This window comes from Acidovorax sp. IB03, from assembly GCF_016406015.1.
Taxonomy (GTDB): Bacteria; Pseudomonadota; Gammaproteobacteria; order Burkholderiales; family Burkholderiaceae_C; genus Acidovorax; species Acidovorax temperans.
Genome location: NZ_JAEFCH010000013.1, coordinates 18,839 through 36,186 on the forward strand (window position 1 = coordinate 18,839; position 17,348 = coordinate 36,186).

The 17,348-nt window shown below is 61.6% G+C and carries 17 protein-coding genes; 5 read left to right on the forward strand and 12 right to left on the reverse strand.

Annotation, left to right across the window (positions count from 1 at the left end):
* Window positions 1-127: 127 nt before the first annotated feature.
* From asd to grpE, 10 genes are all read right to left on the reverse strand, one after another.
* Window positions 128-1,258 (reverse strand): aspartate-semialdehyde dehydrogenase, encoded by a 1,131-nt coding sequence (gene asd, locus IHV84_RS09485; RefSeq protein WP_198846684.1) that lies wholly within the window; start codon window positions 1,256-1,258, stop codon window positions 128-130.
* Window positions 1,259-1,571: 313 nt separating this feature from the next.
* Window positions 1,572-2,642, reverse strand: coding sequence for a 3-isopropylmalate dehydrogenase (gene leuB / locus IHV84_RS09490; RefSeq protein WP_198846685.1), 1,071 nt, complete (start codon window positions 2,640-2,642; stop codon window positions 1,572-1,574).
* Window positions 2,643-2,718: 76 nt separating this feature from the next.
* The gene (gene leuD / locus IHV84_RS09495) at window positions 2,719-3,369 is read right to left on the reverse strand and encodes a 3-isopropylmalate dehydratase small subunit (protein ID WP_198846686.1); all 651 of its coding nucleotides are present in this window, start codon (window positions 3,367-3,369) and stop codon (window positions 2,719-2,721) included.
* Between the two features lie 13 nt (window positions 3,370-3,382).
* A complete protein-coding gene (locus IHV84_RS09500) occupies window positions 3,383-3,508 on the reverse strand; it encodes an entericidin A/B family lipoprotein (RefSeq protein ID WP_044397931.1) in 126 nt (41 codons plus the stop codon).
* Window positions 3,509-3,529: 21 nt separating this feature from the next.
* Window positions 3,530-4,951 (reverse strand): 3-isopropylmalate dehydratase large subunit, encoded by a 1,422-nt coding sequence (gene leuC, locus IHV84_RS09505; protein ID WP_142083634.1) that lies wholly within the window; start codon window positions 4,949-4,951, stop codon window positions 3,530-3,532.
* A gap of 32 nt (window positions 4,952-4,983) precedes the next feature.
* Window positions 4,984-5,958, reverse strand: a complete 975-nt coding sequence (locus tag IHV84_RS09510; protein WP_044397933.1) for a LysR family transcriptional regulator — start codon at window positions 5,956-5,958, stop codon at window positions 4,984-4,986.
* 255 nt (window positions 5,959-6,213) lie between these two features.
* Window positions 6,214-7,578, reverse strand: coding sequence for an MBL fold metallo-hydrolase RNA specificity domain-containing protein (locus tag IHV84_RS09515; RefSeq protein ID WP_044397935.1), 1,365 nt, complete (start codon window positions 7,576-7,578; stop codon window positions 6,214-6,216).
* 237 nt (window positions 7,579-7,815) lie between these two features.
* Window positions 7,816-8,955, reverse strand: coding sequence for a molecular chaperone DnaJ (gene dnaJ / locus IHV84_RS09520; RefSeq protein WP_198846687.1), 1,140 nt, complete (start codon window positions 8,953-8,955; stop codon window positions 7,816-7,818).
* A 106-nt stretch (window positions 8,956-9,061) separates the two neighbouring features.
* A complete protein-coding gene (gene dnaK, locus IHV84_RS09525) occupies window positions 9,062-11,011 on the reverse strand; it encodes a molecular chaperone DnaK (RefSeq protein ID WP_198846688.1) in 1,950 nt (649 codons plus the stop codon).
* Window positions 11,012-11,107: 96 nt separating this feature from the next.
* Window positions 11,108-11,659 carry a nucleotide exchange factor GrpE gene (gene grpE, locus IHV84_RS09530; protein WP_066690788.1) on the reverse strand — a complete coding sequence of 184 codons (552 nt, stop codon included), beginning with the start codon at window positions 11,657-11,659 and terminating at the stop codon, window positions 11,108-11,110.
* A gap of 262 nt (window positions 11,660-11,921) precedes the next feature.
* On the opposite strand from grpE, the gene rpsF reads away from it, so the two are divergent.
* The 5 genes from rpsF (at window position 11,922) to dnaB (ending at window position 14,962) form a co-directional block, all read left to right on the forward strand.
* Window positions 11,922-12,299 carry a 30S ribosomal protein S6 gene (rpsF, locus tag IHV84_RS09535; protein ID WP_142083640.1) on the forward strand — a complete coding sequence of 126 codons (378 nt, stop codon included), beginning with the start codon at window positions 11,922-11,924 and terminating at the stop codon, window positions 12,297-12,299.
* A gap of 15 nt (window positions 12,300-12,314) precedes the next feature.
* Window positions 12,315-12,605, forward strand: a complete 291-nt coding sequence (gene priB / locus IHV84_RS09540; protein WP_044397944.1) for a primosomal replication protein N — start codon at window positions 12,315-12,317, stop codon at window positions 12,603-12,605.
* A gap of 17 nt (window positions 12,606-12,622) precedes the next feature.
* A complete protein-coding gene (rpsR, locus tag IHV84_RS09545; RefSeq protein ID WP_044397946.1) occupies window positions 12,623-12,904 on the forward strand; it encodes a 30S ribosomal protein S18 in 282 nt (93 codons plus the stop codon).
* Window positions 12,905-12,916: 12 nt separating this feature from the next.
* Window positions 12,917-13,369, forward strand: a complete 453-nt coding sequence (rplI, locus tag IHV84_RS09550) for a 50S ribosomal protein L9 (RefSeq protein ID WP_198846689.1) — start codon at window positions 12,917-12,919, stop codon at window positions 13,367-13,369.
* Window positions 13,370-13,540: 171 nt separating this feature from the next.
* Complete coding sequence (gene dnaB, locus IHV84_RS09555) at window positions 13,541-14,962, forward strand: replicative DNA helicase (protein ID WP_198846690.1); 1,422 nt, start codon at window positions 13,541-13,543, stop codon at window positions 14,960-14,962.
* A 93-nt stretch (window positions 14,963-15,055) separates the two neighbouring features.
* On the opposite strand, the gene IHV84_RS09560 is transcribed toward dnaB, so the two are convergent.
* Both IHV84_RS09560 and IHV84_RS09565 read right to left on the reverse strand, forming a co-directional pair.
* Complete coding sequence (locus tag IHV84_RS09560; RefSeq protein WP_370541239.1) at window positions 15,056-15,430, reverse strand: hypothetical protein; 375 nt, start codon at window positions 15,428-15,430, stop codon at window positions 15,056-15,058.
* A gap of 14 nt (window positions 15,431-15,444) precedes the next feature.
* Window positions 15,445-17,190, reverse strand: a complete 1,746-nt coding sequence (locus IHV84_RS09565) for a PhoH family protein (RefSeq protein ID WP_198846692.1) — start codon at window positions 17,188-17,190, stop codon at window positions 15,445-15,447.
* Window positions 17,191-17,348: the final 158 nt, after the last annotated feature.

A 17,348-nucleotide genomic window follows, 5' to 3' on the forward strand; every position in this document is an offset into this window, starting at 1 on the left:
TGGGCTCTCATTTGAGGCGTAAACCTGTTGCCATTCGACAACGTGGCGTAACTGGTTGTTTCTGCGCTCGAGAATGAAAAAAGCGCGCAAAACGTCGGTTTTGCGCGCTGGGTGCAGGCCTTTGAAATCAGGCGGACAACAAAATCCGCAGCATGCGGCGCAGGGGTTCCGCAGCGCCCCACAGCAATTGGTCGCCAATAGTGAAGGCACCCACATACTCGGGGCCCATGGCCAGCTTGCGGATGCGGCCTACAGGGATGGTCATGGTGCCGGTCACGGCCACGGGGGTCAGATCCTTGATGGTGGCCTCGCGGGTGTTGGGCACCACCTTCACCCACTCGTTATCGGCGGCGATCATGGCTTCGAGGTCGGCCGCGGGCACATCCTTTTTGAGCTTGAAGGTCAGAGCCTGGCTGTGGCAGCGCATGGCGCCTACGCGCACGCAGAAGCCGTCGACCGGGATGGCGGCAGAGCTGAAGCCTTCGCCCAACCCGAGAATCTTGTTGGTCTCGGCCATGCCCTTCCACTCTTCCTTGGACTGGCCGTTGCCCAGGTCCTTGTCGATCCAGGGGATCAGCGAGCCGCCCAGGGGCACGCCAAAGTTGGCGGTTTCAGCGGCAGACAGGCTGCGCTGCTTGGCGATGACCTTGCGGTCGATTTCCAGGATGGCGCTCTTGGGGTCATCCAGCAGAGACTTCACTTCGGCATTCAACGTGCCGTATTGCGTGAGCAGCTCACGCATGTGCTGCGCGCCACCGCCCGATGCGGCTTGGTAGGTCTGGGTGCTCATCCACTCGACAAGACCGGCCTTGTAGAGCGCGCCCACACCCATCAGCATGCAGCTCACGGTGCAGTTGCCGCCCACCCAGTTCTTGCCACCGTTGGCCAGCGCATCTTTGATGACGGGCATGTTGACGGGGTCGAGGATGATGACGGCGTCTTTTTCCATGCGCAGGGTCGATGCTGCGTCGATCCAGTGGCCGTTCCAGCCCGCTGCGCGCAGCTTGGGGAAGACTTGCGTGGTGTAGTCGCCGCCTTGAGCCGTGATGATGATGTCGCAGCGCTTCAAGGCGTCGATGTTGTACGCGTCTTGCAGGGTGGTTTCGTTCTTGGCTTGTGCGGGGGCCTTGCCGCCTGCGTTGGATGTGGAGAAGAACAATGGCTCGATCAGGTCGAAGTCTTTTTCTTCGATCATGCGGTCCATCAACACCGAGCCGACCATGCCGCGCCAGCCGACCAAACCTACCAACTTGCTCATTTCAACGCCCTTTCAGATTAAGAAACAGTGCCAGACCAGACTGTTTGCCCCGGCTCGTCTGGCCAGGGAGGGCGCACGACGGTACCGGAGCTGGATCAGCCCTTAATAATGGTCGTGGTTTTGGTGGTGATTGCGCGCACAGCCACGCCTGCCAGGGCGGCAGTAGCGGTGTTCAGGACGAACGGGCGGGCGGCAAACATGCGCAGATTCTAGCCGATTGCGTGCATGGGCCAATGCGGGAATTGCATACGACGATTGTGCAAAGAAAAAGGGCGGCCACAGCCGCCCTTGAAATGTCATGGCAAACCTGGGATCAGGCGAGCGCCTTCACCACGGCATCGCCCATCTGCGCGGTGCCCACCTTGGTGGTGCCTTCGCTGTAGATGTCGGGCGTGCGCAGGCCTTGGGCCAGCACCTTTTGCACGGCGGCTTCGATGCGCTGGGCGGCGGCCTCCTGGTTCAGGCTGAAGCGCAGCATCATCGCGGCGCTCAGGATGGTGGCCAGGGGGTTGGCCACGCCTTTGCCGGCGATGTCGGGGGCGCTGCCGTGGCTGGGTTCGTACAGGCCCTGGTTGCTGCTGTTCAGGCTGGCCGAGGGCAGCATGCCGATGGAGCCGGTGAGCATCGAGGCCTCGTCGCTCAAGATGTCGCCAAACATGTTGCCGGTCACGACCACGTCAAATGCCTTGGGGGCCTTGACCAGTTGCATGGCGGCGTTGTCCACGTACATGTGCTGCAGTTCCACATCGGGGTACTGCTGGCCCACTTCAGTCACCACGTCCTTCCAGAACTGGAAGGTTTCGAGCACGTTGGCCTTGTCCACGCTGGTGACCTTCTTGCTCCGCTTGCGGGCGGCCTGGAAGGCGACGTGGGCGATGCGCTCGATTTCGGGCTTGGAGTAGCGCATGGTGTCGAAGGCTTCCTCAGCACCGGGGAAGTGCCCGTCCACGGCAGTGCGGCGGCCGCGCGGTTGGCCGAAGTAGATGTCGCCCGTCAGTTCGCGGATGATGAGGATGTCCAGACCCGCGATCAGCTCGGGCTTGAGGCTCGAGGCGCCGACGAGCTGCTCGTAGCAGATGGCAGGGCGGAAGTTGGCGAAGAGGCCCAGGTTCTTGCGCAGGCCCAGAATGGCTTGCTCCGGGCGCAGGGGGCGGTCGAGCTTGTCGTATTTCCAGTCGCCCACGGCACCAAACAGCACGGCATCCGCCTCTTTGGCCAGCTTGAGGGTGGCTTCGGGCAGGGGGTGGCCATGGGCGTCGAATGCGGCGCCGCCCACCAGAGCGGATTCCATTTCAAACTTCAGGTCAAGTGCCTTCAAGACCTTGACGGCCTCGGCCACGATTTCGGTACCGATGCCGTCACCCGGCAGAACTGCGATTTTCATTGTTTGGTGCTTTACTTTTGATAGCTGCCAGCGCTTATCAGATAAGCGCTGGAGGCCATTTTTGCTTAATGTCTGATCAGGAAACCATCGAGTGCGCGAGCCAGGGCTTGGTAGCCAGGCGCTGGGCTTCAAAGGCGCGGATCTTGTCAGACTGGCGCAGGGTCAGGCCGATGTCGTCAAAGCCGTTGAGCAGGCAGTATTTGCGGAAAGCCTGCACTTCGAACGGGATCTCTTCACCCTGTGGGCGCACGATGACCTGGCGCTCCAGATCGATGGTGAGCTGGTAGCCGGGGAAGGCGGCCACCTCGTCAAACAGCTGGGCCACGGTGGTTTCGGGCAGCACGATGGGCAAGAGGCCGTTCTTGAAGCAGTTGTTGAAGAAGATGTCGGCAAAGCTGGGCGCGATGATGGCGCGAAAGCCGTACTGGTCCAGCGCCCAGGGCGCGTGCTCGCGGCTGGAGCCGCAGCCGAAGTTCTTGCGGGCCAGCAGGATGCTGGCGCCCTGGTAGCGCGGCTGGTTCAGCACGAAGTCGGGGTTGGGCTTGCGCTGGCTCTCGGGGATGCCGGGCTCACCCTTGTCCAGATAGCGCCACTCGTCAAACAGGTTGGGGCCGAAGCCTGTCTTCTTGATCGACTTGAGGAACTGCTTGGGGATGATGGCGTCGGTGTCGACGTTCTCGCGGTCCATGGGGGCGACGAGGCCCTTGAGCAAGGTGAATTTCTGCATGGATGGCCTTGTGTTACTTGGCAGCGCGCTCAATGGCGTTGCCTGCGCGTTCAATGTCTTGGCCCACACCCTTGACGGTGTTGCAACCCGCCAGCACGAAGGCCAGCGCGAGGGTGATGAAGGCGACAGTCTTGTTCATGGTGTGCTCCTTGGTTGAGGGTCAGGCGAATTGACGGATGTCCACAAAGTGGCCATGAACGGCAGCCGCTGCGGCCATGGCGGGGCTCACCAGGTGGGTGCGGCCGCCGTTGCCCTGGCGGCCTTCAAAGTTGCGGTTGCTGGTGGATGCGCAGCGCTCGCCGGGCTCCAGGCGGTCGGCGTTCATGGCCAGGCACATGCTGCAGCCGGGTTCGCGCCATTCAAAGCCTGCGGCCTTGAAGATCTGGTCCAGGCCTTCGCGCTCGGCCTGCTCTTTGACGAGGCCCGAGCCTGGTACCACCATCGCCAGCTTCACATTGCTGGCCACCTTGCGGCCCAGGCTTTTCACCACGGCAGCGGCTTCGCGCATGTCTTCGATGCGGCTGTTGGTGCAAGAGCCGATGAACACCTTGTCGATGGTGATGTCGTTGATCGGCCTGCCAGGCTGCAGGCCCATGTACGTCAAGGCACGCTCAATGGCGCCGCGCTTGGTGGCGTCCTTTTCCTTGTCAGGGTCGGGCACGCGGGCGTCCACGCCCAGCACCATCTCGGGGCTGGTGCCCCAGGTGACTTGCGGCACGATTTCAGAGGCGTCGAGCTTGACCACGGCGTCAAACTTCGCGTCGGCGTCAGAGTGCAGCGTCTTCCAGTACGCCACGGCCTGATCCCATTCCACGCCCGTGGGCGACAGGGGGCGGCCCTTCACGTATTCAATGGTCTTGTCATCCACCGCCACCAGGCCTGCGCGGGCACCGGCTTCGATGGCCATGTTGCACACGGTCATGCGGCCTTCCATGCTCATGGCGCGGAAGACAGAGCCTGCAAATTCAATGGTGTAGCCCGTGCCGCCAGCGGTGCCGATCTTGCCGATGATGGCCAGCACCACGTCCTTGGGCGTGACGCCTTTGGCCAGCGTGCCATCGACCTGCACCAGCATGTTCTTGGCCTTCTTGGCCAGCAGGGTTTGCGTGGCCATCACGTGCTCGACTTCCGAAGTGCCAATGCCGTGGGCCAGTGCGCCAAACGCACCGTGCGTGCTGGTGTGGCTGTCGCCGCACACCACCGTCATGCCGGGCAGGGTGGCGCCGTTTTCAGGGCCAATCACGTGCACGATGCCCTGGCGCTTGTGCATGAAGGGGAAGAACGCGGCGGGCGTGATCTGCGCCATGTTCTTGTCCAGCGTGGTGATCTGCTCTTTGCTGATCGGGTCGGTGATGCCGTCGTAGCCCTTTTCCCAGCCGGTGGTGGGCGTGTTGTGGTCGGCGGTGGCCACGATGGAGCTGGTGCGCCACACCTTGCGGCCGGCTTCGCGCAGTCCTTCAAAGGCTTGTGGGCTGGTCACCTCGTGCACCAGATGCCGGTCGATGTAGAGGATGGACGTGCCATCTTCTTCGGTGTGGACAACGTGCTCGTCCCAGATCTTGTCGTAGAGGGTGCGTCCCATAGCGTGGTCTTCTTTCAGGTGGGTCAATGATTCTAGTGTTGCGGTGCCAATTCCGGGGTGGCCACGGTGGCTGGTGTCGGGGCTTGGCGCGGTGCTGTCAAGTGTTCTACCAGCAGGCGCGATGTCACGGGCAGAGCGTCAAAGTCGCGGGCCACCACGCGCAGTTCGCGGCGGGCCCAGGCATCCGTCAGGGGCACGGCCGTGAGGCGGCCCACGCTGCGCATCAGCGCAAAGGCGCGGTCGGGCAGCAGCCCTACGCCCAGGCCGTTGTCGATCATGCGGCACATGGCATCGAGCCCCGTGACCTGGATGCGCTGGCGCAAGGGGCGGCCAGCGGCAGCGGCTGCTGCGCGCATGGCCAGGCTGATGCTGCTGTTGGCATGCAGGCCCACGATGTCCCAGTCCAGAACTGCTTCAAAATCAATAGCGTCCAGCGCTGCCAGCTCGTGCCCTGCGGGCACCACAAGCATCAAGCGATCAGAGCGGTAAGGGCGGCTGGGCAGCTCTTGCGTGCCACCACTGCCCATGCCCACGTTGCAAATGCCCAGGTCAGCGGCGCCTTCCTGCACGGCGTGCAGCACGGCGGTGCTCAGGTGTTCCTGCAGGTCGATCTTGATCTGGCTGTGCTGGCGCGCAAACGCGCCCAGGTCTTCGGGCAGAAACTGGAAGATGGCCGAGATGTTGGCGTGCACCCGCACATGGCCGCGCACGCCTTCGGCGTATTCGCTCAATTCGCCCTGCATGCGCTCCAGCCCGAAAAGCACGGTGCGCGCATGGTGCAGCAGGCTTTCGCCCGCCGGGGTGAGGGTGACCCCGCGGCTGTGGCGGTAGAGCAGGGCGGTGTCTACCGCGGCTTCCAGATCGGACAGGCGCTTGCTCACGGCCGATGCGGCGATGAATTCCCGCTCCGCCGCGCGGCCAATGCTGCCCAGCTCACACACCGCCACAAACAGTTGCAGCGAGGTGAGGTCAATGCGGCGCGCAAAGTTGCGCTCTGAGCTTTTCATGGCGGGCGTTGAAAGGGCTTGCCTTCTTGTTCGGAGAAGGCTTTCTATTTTCCACCCAATTTTCATCGAAAGCCATCGCCAAACGCGATGACTTGCATCGTTGTCGGGTTTTGACTGGGACGCCACGGCCAGAGGCAAATTTCTAATGAAATATGCCTCTAGGCCGCACTGGATAAGCGCCAGGCGCTCTCTTTTTTGAAAAATTTCGGCTGTTGGGTGCGGTGTTGCCGCACCCAACGCAGGCCAAGCCCCAGCCTACAGCTCGACGGTGCAGCCGTGCTCGGGCACTTGGGCTTGCCAGTGCAGCTCGTGCGAGATGCGTTGTCGCAACTGGTCTGATGCACTCATTTCGCCATGCACGACAAACACCCGGTCGGGTGCGTGCTCCATGCTGCGCAGCCAGGCGATGAGCTGGTGGCTGTCGGCATGGGCGGAGGCGGAGTTGAGCTTGACCACTTCCGCCCGTACGGCAACGTCTTGCCCGTGAATGCGTATGGATCGCTCGCCGTCGGCGAGGCGTGCGCCACGGGTTCCGGGGGCCTGGTGGCCTGTCAGGATGATCATGTTGCGGTGGTCGCCAGAGTGCAGCGCCAGGTGGTGCAGCACACGGCCGCCCGTGGCCATGCCGCTGGCTGCCAGGATGACCATGGGGCCATGCAAGCGCGCCAAGCCTTTGGATTGTTCTGGGGTTTGCACCATCGTCGCGCCATGCTCCAGTGCGTTCACTTCCCGGGCATTGAGGCGGTGTTCGCCCAGGTGGTGCTGGTACAGCCCCGTGGTGCTGACGGCCATGGGGCTGTCGAGAAACACCTTGAGTGAGGCTGGAATTACGCCCTGCGCTTTAAGTAAGCCGATGGCATGCAGCACCACCTGCGCGCGCCCCACGGCAAACACCGGCACCACGGCCACGCCCCCGCGTGCAGCCAGACGCGCCAGCGCGGGGCCGAGTTCGCTCAACAGGTCTTCGGCCGGGTGTTCCCGGTCGCCGTAGGTGGATTCCACCAGCACCGTGTCGGCCTTGGGCGGCGCGTCGGGCGGGTTCATCAGCATGTCATCGGGCCGCCCCAGGTCGCCCGAGAACAGAATCCGGCGCCCGCCCACTTCCAGCAGCACGCTGGCCGCGCCCAGGATGTGCCCGGCGTTCGAAAACGTGGCGTACCAGCCGGGCAGGGGCTCAAAGCGCTGGTGCAGGCCATGGGGCTTGAATTGCTTGAGGCAGTGCAGGGCATCCAGCCGGGTGTACAGCGGCAGCGCAGGGCTGTGGCTGCTGAGTTTGTGGCGGTTCAGGAAGGCCGCGTCTTCTTCTTGCAGGTGGCCGCTGTCAGGCAGCAGGATGGCGCACAGGTCGCGGGTGCCCCGCGTGGCATGGATGTCGCGGTGGTAGCCGTCGCGGGCGAGCAGGGGCAGGTAGCCGCTGTGGTCCAGGTGGGCGTGGGTGAGAACCACCGAGTCGATCTCGTGGGGCGACAAGGGCAGTGGCTGCCAGTTGCGCAGGCGCAGTTGCTTGTAGCCCTGGAATAGCCCGCAATCCATCAGCATGCTTTTGCCGTTGTGGCGCACCAGGTACTTCGACCCGGTCACGGTGCCGGATCCGCCCAGAAAGGTGATGCTCACGCTCATGTGTGTTTCTCCCGTTGCTGCAAGCCTCCATGGTATGCGCTGCGTCGATGGCTCTCAGCGGGGCCGCTGCTCAGTCCTTGGGGAGTCTTGATGGTCATCAACGATGGGACTTGGGATTGGCGGTTCGTTCTTGCGGGCGATGCATGAAAAAAAAGACCCGGCGTAAACCGGGTCGCTTTTTGTGGAGGCTACAGCGCTGCCGCCTGGCTGTGCGCTGGTGCAGCGCACAGAAACCGATCAGCTGAACAAGTTCTTCAGGCGATCCGTCCAGCTCTCGCCGCTGGGCGAATGGCGGGAGCCGCCTTTTTTCAGGGACTCTTCCAATTCGCGCAACAGCTTGCGCTGGTGCTCGGTGAGCTTGACCGGCGTCTCCACCGCAATGTGGCAGTACAGGTCGCCAGGGTAGCTGGAGCGCACGCCCTTGATGCCCTTGCCGCGCAGGCGGAACTGCTTGCCAGCCTGCGTGCCTTCAGGGATATCAATGGCCGCCTTGCCCGCCAGCGTGGGCACTTCGATCTCGCCGCCCAGGGCCGCCGTGATGAAGCTCACCGGCACCTGGCAGTGCAGGTCATCGCCATCGCGCTCGAAGATGTCGTGCTTCTTGATGCGGATTTCGATGTACAGGTCGCCCGGTGGGCCGCCGTTGGTGCCTGGCTCGCCGTTGCCGGTGCTGCGGATGCGCATGCCATCGTCGATGCCCGCAGGAATCTTCACTTCCAGCGTCTTCTGCTTCTTGATCTTGCCCTGGCCATGGCACGCGGTGCAAGGCTCAGGAATGATCTTGCCCGTGCCGCGGCAGTGCGGGCAGGTTTGCTGCACGCTGAAGAAGCCCTGGCGCATCTGCACGGTGCCAGAGCCCTGGCAGGTGCCGCAGGTCTTGGCGCTGGTGCCTGGCTTGGCACCGCTGCCGTGGCAGGTGTCGCACGAATCCCAGGACGGGATACGGATTTGCGCATCCTTGCCGCGTGCTGCTTCTTCCAGCGTGATCTCCATGGCGTAGCTGAGATCGCTGCCACGGTACACCTGGCGGCCACCCGCGCCACGGCGTCCGCCCTGCTGGCCGAACATGTCGCCGAAGATGTCGCCAAACGCCTCGGCAAAGCCGCCAAACCCTTCTGCCCCACCACCGGGGCCGCGCATGTTGGGGTCTACCCCCGCGTGGCCGTATTGGTCGTAGGCGGCCCGCTTTTGCGGGTCGGAGAGCATCTCGTAGGCCTCTTTGGCCTCCTTGAATTTCTCCTCGGCGGGCTTGGCTGCATCACCCTGGTTGCGGTCGGGGTGGTGCTTCATCGCCAGCTTGCGATAAGCCTTCTTGATTTCTTCGTCCGAAGCGTTTTTGGCAACGCCCAGGACTTCGTAAAAGTCTCTTTTCGACATGGTGATCTCTGGCCCGGTTGGAACAGGAACGCCGCGCAAGCCTGGGAGCCTGTGTGTGCAAGCTCTTTCGGCCCCGCGCGGCGGCTGGGGTCAACGCGAGGGGCGATTAGCCCTTCTTGACTTCCTTGACCTCTGCGTCGACCACGTTGTCGTCGTCAGCGGGCTTGGCCGAGGCACCGGCCGAAGCGCTTGCGCCTTCTGCACCACCTGCTGCCTGGGCTGCTTGCGCGGCCTGCGACTCGGCGTACATCTTCTCGCCCAGCTTCTGGCTGGCAGCCATCAGCGCGGTCGTCTTTTCGTCGATGGCAGCCTTGTCTTCACCCTTCAGGGCCTCTTCCAGGTCCTTCACGGCAGCGGTGATGGCATCCTTTTCAGCGGCCTCGAGCTTGTCGCCATGCTCGGCCAGGCTCTTGTTCACGCTGTGGACAGCGGCTTCACCCTGGTTGCGGGCCTGGACCAGTTCCAGCTTCTTGTGGTCTTCGGCCGCGTTCAGTTCGGCGTCCTTGACCATGCGCTGGATCTCTTCTTCCGACAGGCCCGAGTTCGCCTTGATGGTGATCTTGTTTTCCTTGCCGGTGCCCTTGTCCTTGGCGCCGACATGCAGGATGCCGTTGGCGTCGATGTCGAACGACACTTCGATCTGTGGAACACCACGGGCTGCCGGTGGAATGCCTTCCAGGTTGAACTCGCCCAGCAGCTTGTTGCCCGAAGCCATTTCACGCTCACCCTGGTAGACCTTGATGGTCACGGCGGGCTGGTTGTCGTCGGCCGTCGAGAAGGTCTGTGCGAACTTCGTCGGGATGGTCGTGTTCTTGGTGATCATCTTGGTCATGACGCCGCCCAGGGTTTCGATGCCCAGGGACAGGGGAGTCACGTCCAGCAGCAGCACGTCCTTGCGGTCGCCCGACAGCACTTGGCCCTGAATGGCGGCGCCCACGGCCACGGCTTCGTCAGGGTTGACGTCCTTGCGGGGCTCCTTGCCGAAGAATTCCTTGACCTTCTCTTGCACCTTGGGCATACGGGTCATGCCACCGACCAAGATCACGTCGTTGATGTCCGACACGCTGATCCCGGCATCCTTGATGGCCGTGCGGCAAGGCGCAATGGTGCGCTCGATCAGCTCTTCCACCAGGGCTTCCAGCTTGGCGCGGGTCAGCTTCACGTTCAGGTGCTTGGGGCCTGAGGCGTCAGCGGTGATGTAGGGCAGGTTGATGTCGGTCGATGCGGAGTTCGACAGCTCGATCTTGGCCTTTTCAGCGGCTTCCTTCAGGCGTTGCAGGGCCAGCACGTCCTTGGACAGGTCAACGCCTTGTTCTTTCTTGAACTCGCCAATGATGTAGTCGATGATGCGCTGGTCGAAGTCTTCGCCGCCCAGGAAGGTGTCGCCGTTGGTCGACAGCACTTCGAACTGCTTTTCGCCATCCACATCGGCGATTTCAATGATGGACACGTCAAATGTGCCGCCGCCCAGGTCATACACGGCAATCTTGCGGTCGCCCTTTTCCTGCTTGTCCAGGCCAAAGGCCAGGGCTGCGGCAGTGGGTTCGTTGATGATGCGCTTGACTTCCAGGCCGGCAATGCGGCCAGCGTCCTTGGTGGCCTGGCGTTGTGCGTCGTTGAAGTACGCAGGCACGGTGATCACGGCCTCGGTCACGGGCTCGCCCAGGTAGTCCTCGGCGGTCTTCTTCATCTTGCGCAGGATGTCGGCCGAGACTTGCTGGGGCGACAGCTTCTTGCCGCGCACTTCCACCCAGGCGTCACCGTTATCGGCGGCCACGATGGAGTAGGGCATCAGGTCGATGTCCTTTTGCACTTCTTTTTCGGTGAACTTGCGGCCAATCAGGCGCTTGATGGCGAACAGCGTGTTCTTGGGGTTGGTCACGGCCTGGCGCTTGGCCGATGCGCCGACGAGGATCTCGCCGTCTTCCTGGTAGGCGACGATGGAAGGCGTGGTGCGTGCACCTTCGCTGTTTTCGATCACGCGGGTGGTGTTGCCCTCCATGATGGCGACGCAGCTGTTGGTGGTGCCCAGGTCAATGCCGATGATTTTTCCCATGATTTTTCTCCGAATGCTTGAATAGTTTGGATGGCTAGTAACTTGTGGATAACTTGCGTTAGTTCAAGTCGTCCCTCTCGATTTACCTTGAAAAATTTATTTGGGGGCGCTGACAGTGACCAGTGCAGGGCGCAGCACACGCTCCGCAATCACATACCCCTTTTGCAGCACAGTCACGATGGTGTTGGGCTCTTGCTCAGAAGGCACGACGCTGATCGCCTGATGCTGGTGTGGGTCGAACTTGGAGCCCGCTGCGGGATTGATGGCCAGCACCTTGTTGCGTTCCAGAGCTGAGGTGAGCTGGCGCAGGGTCGCGTCTGCTCCTTCGCGAAGTTGCTGGGGCGTGGCTTCCTTGATGGCCAAGGCTGCATCCAGGCTGTCTGCCACGGGCAGAAGGCTTTCGGCAAAGCTCTCGATCCCGAACTTGCGGGCTTTGGCTACTTCGTCTTCGGCGCGGCGGCGGGCGTTTTCCGCCTCTGCCTTGGCGCGCAGGAACTGGTCTGCCAATTCAGCACTCTTGGCCTTGAGCTCAGCCAACTCGCCTTGCAGGCGCGCCAGCTCGTCGGAGGCATTGGCGGCCATGGCGGCTTCCACTTCCTCGGGGGACGGGGCGGCTGATGAAGATGTGTTCTGGCTGTTGTCGGACATGTCGTAGTCTTTGTAAATAAAACAGTACGCGCGAGAGCTTGGGGGCTTTCGCTGAATTTCAAGTCGTGGGGGCAAAAGAACCTTGGTTTGGCCCTTGGAGCGGCTGTTTTTCCAGGCGCTTGCCCAGTATGGGAAAGGCAAAAACCAGCCAGAGTGTACAAGTGTGCTGCCAAAGGCTATAATTTCCGGCTTTGCCTTGCCACACCGCACAATCTCGAAAAGATTGGGACGCAGCGGGCGGCTTCATCCAAAAGGAGTATGCATGCGTCATTACGAAATCATTTTGTTGATCCATCCGGATCAAAGCGAACAAGTTCCAGCCATGCTGGAGCGCTACAAGGGCATGATCACCGCCGGCGGCGGTAAGGTGCACCGCGTGGAAGACTGGGGCCGTCGTCAACTGGCATACCTGATCAACAAGCTGGCCAAGGCCCACTACCTGTGCGTGAACATCGAAGCCGACCAAGCTGTGATGGCTGAGCTGGAGCATGCCTTCAAGTTCAACGACGCCGTGCTGCGCCACCTGACTGTCAAGAAGAAGAAGGCTGAAACCGGCCCATCTTCCATGATGAAGACTGTTGAGCGCGAAGAAGCCCGCAAGGCCAGCCAAGCCGAGTACGCAGCGGCTGGCGAGCGCTGATCCATCCACTTTGGAGTGGAGAACCGCGTCGTCTTGACAGCATGCATCGCAGAGGCTGAGTCCCTGCGCTACACCCCCGCCGGTTTGCCTGCCATCAACCTGCGGCTCGAACACGAGTCGCAACAGACAGAAGCAGGTCACCCCCGGGCTGTCAAGGCTGCCATCAAGGCCGTTGCCTTTGGTGCAATGGCCGAGCGGCTGGCGAGGCAGAACATCGGAAGTCTCTGGACTTTTTCAGGTTTTCTGGCCACCCCGCGCAACGGCAAAAACGCAGTGCTCCACATCCAGGATATTCAACAAAATTAATTTTCAAGGGGTCCGCAATGGCCACGTTCAAGAAGTTCAATAAAGACAAGCGCCCAAAGCGCAACACCCAGTCCCTGCTGTTCAAGCGCAAGCGTTTCTGCCGCTTCACAGTGACCGGTGTGGAAGAGATCGACTACAAGGATGTCGATACCCTGCGTGATTTCATCGCCGAAAACGGCAAGATCATTCCCGCGCGCCTGACCGGCACGCGCGCCATCTACCAGCGTCAGCTGAACACCGCCATCAAGCGCGCTCGCTTCCTGGCCCTGGTGCCTTACAGCGACCAGCACAAGATCTAAGGAGCACAACCCATGCAAATCATTCTGCTCGACAAGGTTGTGAACCTCGGCAACCTCGGCGAAATCGTCAAGGTGAAAGACGGCTACGCCCGTAACTTCCTGATTCCTTCGGGCCGTGCTCGTCGCGCCACCGAAGCTGCCAAGGCAGAGTTCGAAGCCAAGCGCGCTGAACTCGAAAAAGCTGCTGCCGCCAAGCTGGCAGAAGCCCAAGCCCAAGGCGAAAAGCTGGCTGGCACCACCATCAAGCTGACACAAAAAGCTGGTGTGGACGGCCGTCTGTTTGGTTCTGTGACCAACCATGACATCGCTGAAGAGCTGAACAAGCAAGGCTACAAGGTTGCCAAGTCTCAGATCCGCCTGCCCAACGGCCCTATCAAGGTCGTGAGCGAAAGCACTGTGAGCGTTGCTCTGCACACCGACGTGGTGGTGGAAGTGACGGTTTCGGTCTACGGCGAAACTGCCTGATCTTCTTCAGGCAATCCAAGCAAAGCCGCCCTCGGGCGGCTTTTGTCATTGGGTCGGCCTGATTTGTACAGGATTGCCCACCTGCAGTCCACAGATTGCCCACAGGCTTATCCCCGCAGGTAATGTGCCTGTGAGAGGAATAGCATCCAGACATCGTTCGGAGAATTTCCTATGTCCGCAGTCTTTCCTCCCCTAGATGACCAAGGCTTTGCTGTACCCAATGTTCAGGACAGTGAGGTGGCTCGTTTGCGCATTCCGCCCCATTCGGTGGAAGCTGAGTCCAGTGTGCTGGGTGGGTTGCTGCTCGACAACAATGCCTGGGACCGCGTGGGAGATTTGCTGACCGAAAGCAACTTCTATCGCCATGAACATCAACTGATCTTCACCGCGATTGCGAGCCTGGTGAATGCCAGCAAGCCCGCCGATGTGATCACGGTGTTTGAACACCTGCGCAGCCTGGGCAAGGCGGAAGAGGTGGGAGGGCTGGCGTACCTGAATAATCTGGCGCAGTACGTCCCCAGTGCCAGCAACATCCGTCGCTATGCCGAAATCGTGCGGGAGCGATCCATCCTGCGCAAGCTGGTCACCGCCAGCGATGAGATTTCCACGAACGCGTTTGATCCGCAGGGCAAGACCGTCGAGCGCATCCTGGATGAAGCGGAAGCCAAGATCTTCGCCATTGGCGAGGAAGGCTCGCGCAACAAGCAGGGGTTTCAGTCGCTCGATACGCTGGTGATTGACCTGCTCGACAAAGTGCAGGAGATGGCTGACAACCCGGCGGACGTGACGGGGGTGCCCACAGGCTTTGCTGATCTGGACCGGATGACTTCGGGGCTGCAGGCGGGCGACATGATCGTGTTGGCGGCTCGCCCTTCGATGGGGAAGACCTCGTTCGCGGTGAACATTGCCGAGCACGTGGCGCTCAACGAAGGCCTGCCTGTCGCCATCTTCTCCATGGAAATGGGCGCTGCTCAATTGGCCGTGCGTATCGTGGGTTCGATTGGACGTGTGAACCAGGGCAACTTGCGAACCGGCAAGCTCACAGACGACGAGTGGCCGCGCTTGACCGAGGCGATTGAAAAGCTGCGTACGGTCTCGCTGCACATCGATGAAACCCCTGGCCTCACGCCAGGCGAATTGCGCGCCAACGCTAGGCGCTTGGCGCGCCAATGCGGCAAGCTCGGGCTCATCGTGGTGGACTACCTGCAGCTCATGAGCGGCTCGGGCGCGGGCAGCGCCGACAACCGTGCGACCGAACTGGGGGAAATCTCCCGGGGTTTGAAGATGCTGGCCAAGGAACTGCAATGTCCGGTGATTGCACTCTCGCAGCTCAACCGTTCGGTGGAACAGCGCACTGACAAGCGTCCAATGATGTCCGACTTGCGTGAATCGGGCGCCATTGAGCAGGACGCGGACATCATCATGTTCATCTACCGCGATGACTACTACAACAAGGACAGCAAGGAGCCGAACGTGGCGGAAGTCATCATCGGCAAGCAGCGTAACGGCCCCACCGGTACCGTAAAGCTGTTCTTCCAGAAGAACCAGACCCGCTTCGAGAATCTGGCCATGGGTTCGGGTGACGACTATTGATGAAAATCGCCGCTGGCGCTTGTTGAATAAGCGCTAGTAGCTATAAAAATTATAGCTAGCGGAATCGAGGTTGGGCGCGCAGCCCATTTACCTTTACTGCTTGAGCGCCCATACCAGCAGCCCCGCACAGGCGCATGCCACGATGGTAAGGGCCAAGGTCAAGCGGCGATTGTGCTGGCGCAAGTCTTCCACCGCCTGGATCACTTGGGCATTTTGCTGAGCGAGGGACTGGATCAGCGCCGCCCCGTCCAGTTGTTCCTGCTCCAGCTGCAGCACGCGTTCACGCAAATGCTGCAGCTGTACATCGGTAGGCAGGGCGGCTTCCGTCCCGGCGTCTGCGATAGAGCCTGATGCCGTCGCCTCTGCTTTGCCCTTGCGGGTGGCGCCCAGCAGCTTTTTGGCGGCTTGCAGAATCTGGGGGGTGGCCTCAATGACATCGCCCCAGGGCACCAGTTTGAGTGCAGTCACCCAGCCGACCATGGTCAAAGCACCTCGCTGGCGAAGTCTGCCAGGCGCGAACGTTCGCCGCGTGCGAGCGTAATGTGCCCGCTGTGAGGCCAGCCTTTGAAGCGGTCCACCGCATAGGTCAGGCCCGAGGAGCCCTCGGTAAGGTACGGGGTGTCGATTTGCGCCAGGTTACCCATGCAGATGATCTTGGTGCCAGGGCCTGCGCGGGTGATGAGCGTCTTCATCTGCTTGGGCGTCAGGTTCTGTGCCTCGTCGATGATCACGTACTTGTTCAGGAACGTGCGCCCGCGCATGAAGTTCATGCTCTTGATCTTGATGCGGCTGCGGATCAGTTCGTTGGTGGCGGCGCGTCCCCATTCGCCTGCATTGCCGCCGTCTCCCTTGGCCAAGAACTCCAGGTTGTCGTCCAGCGCACCCATCCAGGGGCCCATCTTTTCTTCTTCGGTGCCTGGCAAGAAGCCAATATCCTCTCCCACGCTCACGGTGGCGCGGGTCATGATGATCTCTGTGTAGCGGCGGTCGTCCAGCACCTGGGTCAGTCCTGCAGCCAGGGCCAGCAGCGTCTTGCCGGTGCCGGCGGTGCCGGTCAGCGTCACGAAGTCGATCTCAGGATCCATGAGCAGGTTCATCGCAAAGTTCTGCTCGCGGTTGCGGGTGGTCACGCCCCACACGGCATTCTTGGCGGAGCCGAAGTCCTTGAGGGTTTGCAGCACAGCGGTTTTTTCGCGGATCTCGCTCACCCGGGCGAACAGGCTGGGCTCGCCAGGTGCCTCAAAGTACACAAACTGATTGATCATCAGTTGCGGCACGATCGGGCCACCGATGCGGTAGTACGTGTGTGCACCGCTTTGCCAGCTTTCGACGTTCTTGCCGCTCTTGGACCAGAAGTCTTGCGGCAGCGCGAGCACGCCCGCATACAGCAGGTCGCCATCGTCCAGGGTCTTGTCGTTCTGGTAGTCCTCAGCGTTCAGCCCCAACGCACGCGCCTTGACGCGCATGTTGATGTCTTTGGAAACCAGTACCACTTCGCGCGGTGCGTGCTCTTTGGACAAAGCCGCCACAACGCCCAGAATCTGGTTGTCGGCCTTGCCAGCTGGGAGGCTGGTGGGCAGGCTGTAGTCCAGCGGTGCGGTCTGGAAGTACAGGCATCCACCGGCGGCACGCTGCCCTGTGGAATCCAGCTTGAGCCCGCGTCCGATGTCCGCCCCCTCGACTCCCGCGAGCGCATCCAGTGTCCGGCTGGTCTGGCGGCCATTGCGCGCCACTTCGGTCATGCCCTTCTTGTGGGCATCCAGCTCTTCCAGCACGATCATCGGCAGGAAGATGTCGTGCTCTTCAAAGCGGAACAGGCTGGTGGGATCGTGCAGAAGGACGTTGGTGTCGAGCACAAACAGCTTGGCTGGGCCTTGCGTTTTTTTGCTGCGTGGCAGGCTCTTGCCCTGGCTGCCCTGGCTGCCGTTGCTTGCGGTCACTGGGGTATTGCTGATGGTTTTCTTCGCAGCAGCCTGGCGCGTAGAAGTCGTAGATTTGGGCGTCGCCACGGCAGGGGCTGCGGCCTTGGTGGCAGCCTCCGCAGTGTTGTGCGTGCGTCGGCGCACCGGTGCAGCAGCAGTGGGCGCCTCCGGTGCAATGGTCTCATTGACTTCTTCAGGCTCTGCAGCGACTGTGCGAGAGCTTGCGCGGGCCGGATTTACCTTGTTTTCATAGGCTTCGGGCGAGAGACGGGCGGCGCGGCGGCCAGGGGCGGGTGGCAATGGCATGGTGTGCGAAGGCCTCAAGCAAAAGTGTTCAGAAAGCAAAAAGCCGCCTGGAGGCCAAGGCGGCTTTTTAGGAGGGAATGGGGCGTTGCAAGGTGCAAAGGCATCAACCCATTATGCCCATCTCGTGTGACGGAGCGCTGTGCGCGCCAGCACTCCGT

Bases quoted from the DNA above. Each gene is read 5' to 3' on its own strand.
- asd (WP_198846684.1), bottom strand. From the start codon at position 1,258: ATGAGCAAGTTGGTAGGTTTGGTCGGCTGGCGCGGCATGGTCGGCTCG.
- leuB (WP_198846685.1), bottom strand. From the start codon at position 2,642: ATGAAAATCGCAGTTCTGCCGGGTGACGGCATCGGTACCGAAATCGTG.
- leuD (WP_198846686.1), bottom strand. From the start codon at position 3,369: ATGCAGAAATTCACCTTGCTCAAGGGCCTCGTCGCCCCCATGGACCGC.
- IHV84_RS09500 (WP_044397931.1), bottom strand. From the start codon at position 3,508: ATGAACAAGACTGTCGCCTTCATCACCCTCGCGCTGGCCTTCGTGCTG.
- leuC (WP_142083634.1), bottom strand. From the start codon at position 4,951: ATGGGACGCACCCTCTACGACAAGATCTGGGACGAGCACGTTGTCCAC.
- IHV84_RS09510 (WP_044397933.1), bottom strand. From the start codon at position 5,958: ATGAAAAGCTCAGAGCGCAACTTTGCGCGCCGCATTGACCTCACCTCG.
- IHV84_RS09515 (WP_044397935.1), bottom strand. From the start codon at position 7,578: ATGAGCGTGAGCATCACCTTTCTGGGCGGATCCGGCACCGTGACCGGG.
- dnaJ (WP_198846687.1), bottom strand. From the start codon at position 8,955: ATGTCGAAAAGAGACTTTTACGAAGTCCTGGGCGTTGCCAAAAACGCT.
- dnaK (WP_198846688.1), bottom strand. From the start codon at position 11,011: ATGGGAAAAATCATCGGCATTGACCTGGGCACCACCAACAGCTGCGTC.
- grpE (WP_066690788.1), bottom strand. From the start codon at position 11,659: ATGTCCGACAACAGCCAGAACACATCTTCATCAGCCGCCCCGTCCCCC.
- rpsF (WP_142083640.1), top strand. From the start codon at position 11,922: ATGCGTCATTACGAAATCATTTTGTTGATCCATCCGGATCAAAGCGAA.
- rpsR (WP_044397946.1), top strand. From the start codon at position 12,623: ATGGCCACGTTCAAGAAGTTCAATAAAGACAAGCGCCCAAAGCGCAAC.
- rplI (WP_198846689.1), top strand. From the start codon at position 12,917: ATGCAAATCATTCTGCTCGACAAGGTTGTGAACCTCGGCAACCTCGGC.
- dnaB (WP_198846690.1), top strand. From the start codon at position 13,541: ATGTCCGCAGTCTTTCCTCCCCTAGATGACCAAGGCTTTGCTGTACCC.
- IHV84_RS09565 (WP_198846692.1), bottom strand. From the start codon at position 17,190: ATGCCATTGCCACCCGCCCCTGGCCGCCGCGCCGCCCGTCTCTCGCCC.